The organism is Ottowia sp. (assembly GCF_047975795.1).
In the GTDB taxonomy this organism is placed as follows: Bacteria; Pseudomonadota; Gammaproteobacteria; order Burkholderiales; family Burkholderiaceae_C; genus Ottowia.
In genome coordinates this window covers 1-5005 of the sequence record NZ_JBKEEE010000026.1, presented here as the reverse complement: position 1 = coordinate 5005, position 5005 = coordinate 1, and the positions used below count along the sequence as shown (strand labels likewise).

5 protein-coding genes are annotated in these 5005 nt (G+C 67.6%); all 5 read left to right on the top strand.

Features of this window, described 5'->3' with window-relative positions; genetic code table 11:
- Positions 1-1338, top strand: a 1338-nt coding sequence (locus tag ACK5NW_RS03900; protein WP_416925243.1) for a discoidin domain-containing protein, incomplete at its 5' end; no start/stop codon positions are given.
- Between the two features lie 10 nt (positions 1339-1348).
- Entirely contained in the window at positions 1349-2986 is a 1638-nt protein-coding gene (locus ACK5NW_RS03895; protein WP_416925241.1) for a carboxypeptidase-like regulatory domain-containing protein, read from the top strand.
- Positions 2983-3606: a hypothetical protein gene (locus ACK5NW_RS03890; RefSeq protein WP_416925239.1), complete on the top strand. Its 624-nt coding sequence runs from the start codon at positions 2983-2985 to the stop codon at positions 3604-3606. Before ACK5NW_RS03895 ends, ACK5NW_RS03890 begins: the two co-directional genes overlap by 4 nt.
- A gap of 170 nt (positions 3607-3776) precedes the next feature.
- Positions 3777-4541, top strand: a complete 765-nt coding sequence (locus ACK5NW_RS03885) for a DNA adenine methylase (RefSeq protein WP_416925237.1) — start codon at positions 3777-3779, stop codon at positions 4539-4541.
- Between the two features lie 93 nt (positions 4542-4634).
- Entirely contained in the window at positions 4635-4862 is a 228-nt protein-coding gene (locus tag ACK5NW_RS03880; protein WP_416925235.1) for a hypothetical protein, read from the top strand.
- Positions 4863-5005 lie beyond the last annotated feature (143 nt).

The following is a 5005-nucleotide window of genomic DNA, read 5'->3' as shown; positions in this document are numbered from 1 at the left end:
GACGTCGATGGCTATTACTTGCCCGCATTCAGCAACCAGGCTTACGTGAGCGCCCGGCGCAACACCGAAACCGGCGCGCCCTACAGCACGCAAGAGTTCGGTTTCGGCCTGGTGGTGGCTTGCGAGTCGCGCCTGCTGGCGGGCGACGAGCTGACCATCCGCATCGAGCAGGTCGATGGCGAGCGCCCGTATCAGGTGGGTGACGAGGCCACCATCCAAACCGTGGCCGCAGGCCCCGCCTGGCTGGCAGGCGGCGTGGACGGCACCGACGTGCAGACCTGGCGCGTGGCGGGGGGCGCATCGGGTGCGCTACCCGACTACGTGGTGCCCACCGATGGCACAGCCGCGCCGGTATACAGCGCGGCTGGGGTCGATTTGCAATTGGCACTGGGCGGCATCCCGTTCAGCCTGGGGGATGTATTTAGTTTGGCGATAGAGGCCGGGCAATACCGCTGGCGCGCCAATGGTGGCGCGTGGAACGCGGTGGCCGACATTCCCGCATCGGGCGCAGCCGCCCTGGCCGATGGCCTGGTGCTGCACTTCGCCCCCGGCGCGGCCCCGTCGTTCGCGCCTGGCGATGCGTACACCTTTGCCGTGCACCAGCCCTGGGCCGTGAGCCACGCGCGTGCCGCCGATGCCGCCGCCTGGGGCTGGGTGGGCGACGCCGCCACACTGACCGTTGACCTGGGCAGCGTGCAGACCCTGCAGGCCGTGGCATTGGCGCGCTACCAGCTGCCTGCGGGCGCGGTGGTGACGGTGGAGACCTCAAACGACAGCGTGGCCTGGAGCGCCACGCTGTCGTTTGACGTTTCGCGGGCCGTGGCGGTGCGCTTTTTGGGGGCGCAGTCCACCAATGGGCCGCTGCAATGGCCGCAGCACCAGGGCGTGGCGGCGCGCTACGTGCGCATCACAGTCTCGGGCGCGGCGGGTGGCCACATCGGCTGGCTGTGGGCCGGTGCGCCGCTGGCCACCGACCACCACGCCAGCCGATGCACGCGCACGCGGCGCTGGGCCGTGAGCCGCGGCGATGGTGCCAACCCGGTCGGCCTGTACGCGGGCATGGGCGACAGCTGGTCGCTGGCCTGGGAGACCGGTGACGCGGCGGCCAGCCGCCTGCTGGATGCCGACCTGCAGGCCCTGCTGCCGCTGCTGGACTGGGCGCAGCAGGCCGATGAGCCGCTCATATTTGTGCCCCATCACCTGCACCCGCAAGACGCCAGCCTGGTGCGCTACGCCGCCGACGCACTGGAGGTCAGCGACGTGCACGCATACCAGCCCGACGATGCGGGGCAGCGCCTGCTGTCGGCGCAGTTGGCGCTGGATCCGGTGTACGCATGAGGGCCGTTGGATGAGCTCCATTGTCTCGGCCGCCTGGCTGGACGTTGACGGCGGCGCAGACGGCTGCGTGACCAGCTTGGTGCCCGCGCAAGGCGCGCCAGCAGCGGGCGACCGTGTGCTGCCGCTGCTTTTGGGCTTATCCGCCATTCAGCGACCGCTGTCGGTGCCGGGTATTGCGGCGGCCCCCACCAGCAACATGGATGCGCAGCTGGCTAATGCTGATGGCGCGCTCACCCGCTTGTGGGGCCAGCGTCCGCCCATGCGCCGCGCGGCGCAGGTGCGCACCAGCAGCGGGGTGATTTTTAACGGCATCGTGACAGCGCTGGACTTGACGGGCAACGCCCGCATCAGCCTGGAGGCGGGCCTGGATCGGCCGCTGTCCGACAACCTGCCGCTGCGCACCACCACCGTATGGGGCGGCTGGCGCGAGGTGCGCGTGCTGCCCTGGGCCTACGGCAGTGCCACCGTCACGCCCATCCAGTACAGCGATGACCAGCGCGTGTTCGTGTTGGCCGACCACCCTATCGAGGGCGTGGACGAGGTGCTGCGCGACGATGTGCGCACTGCGGCCTGGGCCTGGCACAACGGGGTGGACAGCGCAGGCCATGCGCTGGCTTTTATTGAGCTGGCTGACCCCTTGGCCGAGGGCGAGCGCCTGGCTGTCAGCCTGCGCGGGCGCATGCACCCGGACACGGGGCTGCTGCTGCAAACGCCCGCCGAGATCGTGCACGACGTGCTGGCCCGCCTGGCTGGTGCGCCAGTGGTTTGGGCCGACCTGGACGGCTACCGCACCGAGACCGCGCACTTGATGCTGGGCGGCGTGCTGGCGGACAACAGTGTGAGCATCCGCACGGCGGTGGACGCCATTGTGCAATCCGCAGGCGGCGCGTGGGCAGCGGGCATGCCGGGCATTGCCACCACCTGGCCGCCGGTGGCTGATGACGCCGCCCCCGCGTTGGCCGTCAACTCGCTTACTGCCAGCGGCCTGTCGGCGGCCACGGCGGCCACCGGTATCTACACCGTGCTGCGCGTGCTGTACGACTACGACCATGCGGGCGCGCGCTACCGGCGCGCCATCCAACTGCAAGCGCCTGACGCCGTAAAAGACCACGGCGCGCTGGAGCTGGAGTGGGCCGCCCCCTGGCTGCGCACGCCGCGCCATGCTGAGGCGCTGGGCCAACGCATGCTGGCGCAGCTGGCGCGCCCGCGCTGGCGCGTGACGTGGCAACAGACGCTGGTCGACGTGGCCACTGGTGCGTGGGTGGATGTGGCGCACCCCCTGTCGCCCATACAAGGCCGCCACCGCCTGATCAACGCCGAGCTGGATCTGGCTGCCGCCAGCCTGTCGTGCACCATCGAGGCTCCGGTGGGCGACGTGCCCGCCATCGAGACCACACGCCTTTCCACCGCGTTCGATCCGGTCGTGCAAGCCGGGATCACGGTGGAGGTGGCCGACGGCGAAATTATCTTTACCGCCCGCGATGAGCAGGGCCAGGTGTTGGCCGGTGCGCGCATCACGCTGGACGGGCAAACCACGCGCATTGCCGACTCGGCCGGGCGCGTGTCGTTCCCGGTCGAGCGCGGCCGCCACGTACTGCTGGTACAGGCCGACGGCTATCCGGCCACCGAGACGGTGGTGGTGGTATGACCTTGCGGCGGCGCTTTTTCCCCAGCCGGACGGCGCAGCAAGTGCCCGGCCAGACCGTGCAGGTCGAGGTGCAGCTGCGCCCCGAGGCCACCGCAGCCGCGCCAGCGGCCAGCGCCAGCGCGGACGGGTGCGCGTGCGACGCGGACGGCGTGGCGTGGTTCAGCGACTGGTCGGGCTGGTCAGAGGGCGAGTGGGGGGCATCAGTTTGGTCGGTGCAGCGCGCCGTGGCGTCTGGGGCCACCTACAGCGACGAGACGTGGCAGTGGACAGCCGACCGGCTTGTCGCGGGATACGCGGAAATAAATAACGAGGTCACTCAGGTCTGGCGCGCCGTGGTGCTGGGCCGCACCCTGTGCGACGTGCAATGGACGTGGGCCGACGATGCGTCCGGCCTGCCCGCTGGTGCCCAATGGGCGGGCCTGGTGGTCGAGCAAGTAGGGGCAAGCCTGCGCGTGTCGGTCGGCCCCGGTTGGCCCGCGGGAGGCTCCGACGCCCAATGGTGGGGCGAATTGACCGCTACCGCCACCTGCGGCGGCGAGACTGTCGGCACCCTGATTTTGCGGCCCGGCTTCAACTTGTGGGTAGCGCCGCTGCCCGCCATCGAAGGGGCCGGGCCGTAAGCCGAAAAAAAAGACGGGCGACTGCCGGTGGTGTTGAGAGCACCGCCGCCAGCCGCCTCCCCCGCAGAGCAAGCCTGCAAGTTTGGCCAAGGCCCGCCACTCTCGCGAGAGCGGGGTAAGCCTATCAGAAACCTGGTGCGCTTTGCGGCGCACGCAAAAGACTTGCAAACATGGCAACACCTATCATCCCTTGGATTGGCGGCAAGCGCCGCCTGGCGCGGCACATCCTGCCGCATTTCCCGCCGCACACCTGCTACGTCGAGCCCTTTTGCGGCGCGGCAGCGCTCTACTTTTTGAAAGATCCCGTCAAAGCTGAGGTGCTTAACGATATCAATGGCGACCTGGTCAATTTGTACCGGGTGGTGCAGCACCATCTGGAGGAGTTCGTGCGGCAGTTCAAGTGGGCCTTGACCAGCCGCCAGATATTCAAGTGGCTGCAGACCACCCCCACCGAACCATTGACCGATATCCAGCGCGCCGCGCGCTTTTTCTATCTACAAAAACTCGCCTTCGGGGGCAAGGTTGCGGGCCAGAATTTCGGCACAGCCACAGTAGCGCCTCCTCACCTGAACCTGCTGCGCCTGGAGGCAGACTTGTCCGCAGCCCACCTGCGCCTGGCAGGCACCTGCGTCGAGCATTTGGATTGGGCCGAGTGCATCCGCCGTTACGACAGGTCGCACACCCTGTTTTATTGCGACCCGCCATACTGGGGCACTGAGGGCTACGGAGTGGACTTCCCGCTTGACCAATACGAGCGCCTGGCCGATCTGATGCGCAGCATCAAGGGCAAGATGATCGTCTCAACCAACGACATACCGCAGATGCGTGCTGCCTTCAGTGGGCTGCAAATGGAGCGGGTGGAGCTGACGTACACCGTTGCAAAAACCGGACAGCGGAGCCGCGCAGGCGAGCTGGTCATCCGCAGCTTCGCGTAAGTCGCAATAAGTCGACAGCCCGCTCAACAGTACTTGCTGGCTGCGCCAACCGGAGCGGTAATGGGGGCATCGCCAACCCAACCAGAGCAAAGCATGAACACCGCCACTGAAGCACTTAGCCACTACTTCACCGGCATGGCGCGCCGCAACCGTGCCGCCGTACAAGACGCCGCCACCTTCACCGACTGGCCGGCCCTGGCCGCTCAAGTGCTGGCTGAAGAGCGCCTCAACCTGCTGCGTCGGCTCCCCAAAGAGGACATCGAGGCCATCGCCAGCGGCACCCTTGACCTGGCCGCTGCCGCTCAGGCTGCATTGATCTGATCCACCAGAAAGAAAAAATGGGGCCAACCGGCCCCTTTTTTTGCGCCGCGATTACTATCGCTGCAATTCTTTTGCCGCCAGCGAAACATCTTTTGCAATCGAATATCTCACTCAAAACCCCCCGAATATGTCGCGCCGCTTCA

Coding starts and splice junctions, on each gene's coding strand:
- ACK5NW_RS03885 (WP_416925237.1), top strand. CDS start 3,777: ATGGCAACACCTATCATCCCTTGGATTGGCGGCAAGCGCCGCCTGGCG.
- ACK5NW_RS03895 (WP_416925241.1), top strand. CDS start 1,349: ATGAGCTCCATTGTCTCGGCCGCCTGGCTGGACGTTGACGGCGGCGCA.
- ACK5NW_RS03890 (WP_416925239.1), top strand. CDS start 2,983: ATGACCTTGCGGCGGCGCTTTTTCCCCAGCCGGACGGCGCAGCAAGTG.
- ACK5NW_RS03880 (WP_416925235.1), top strand. CDS start 4,635: ATGAACACCGCCACTGAAGCACTTAGCCACTACTTCACCGGCATGGCG.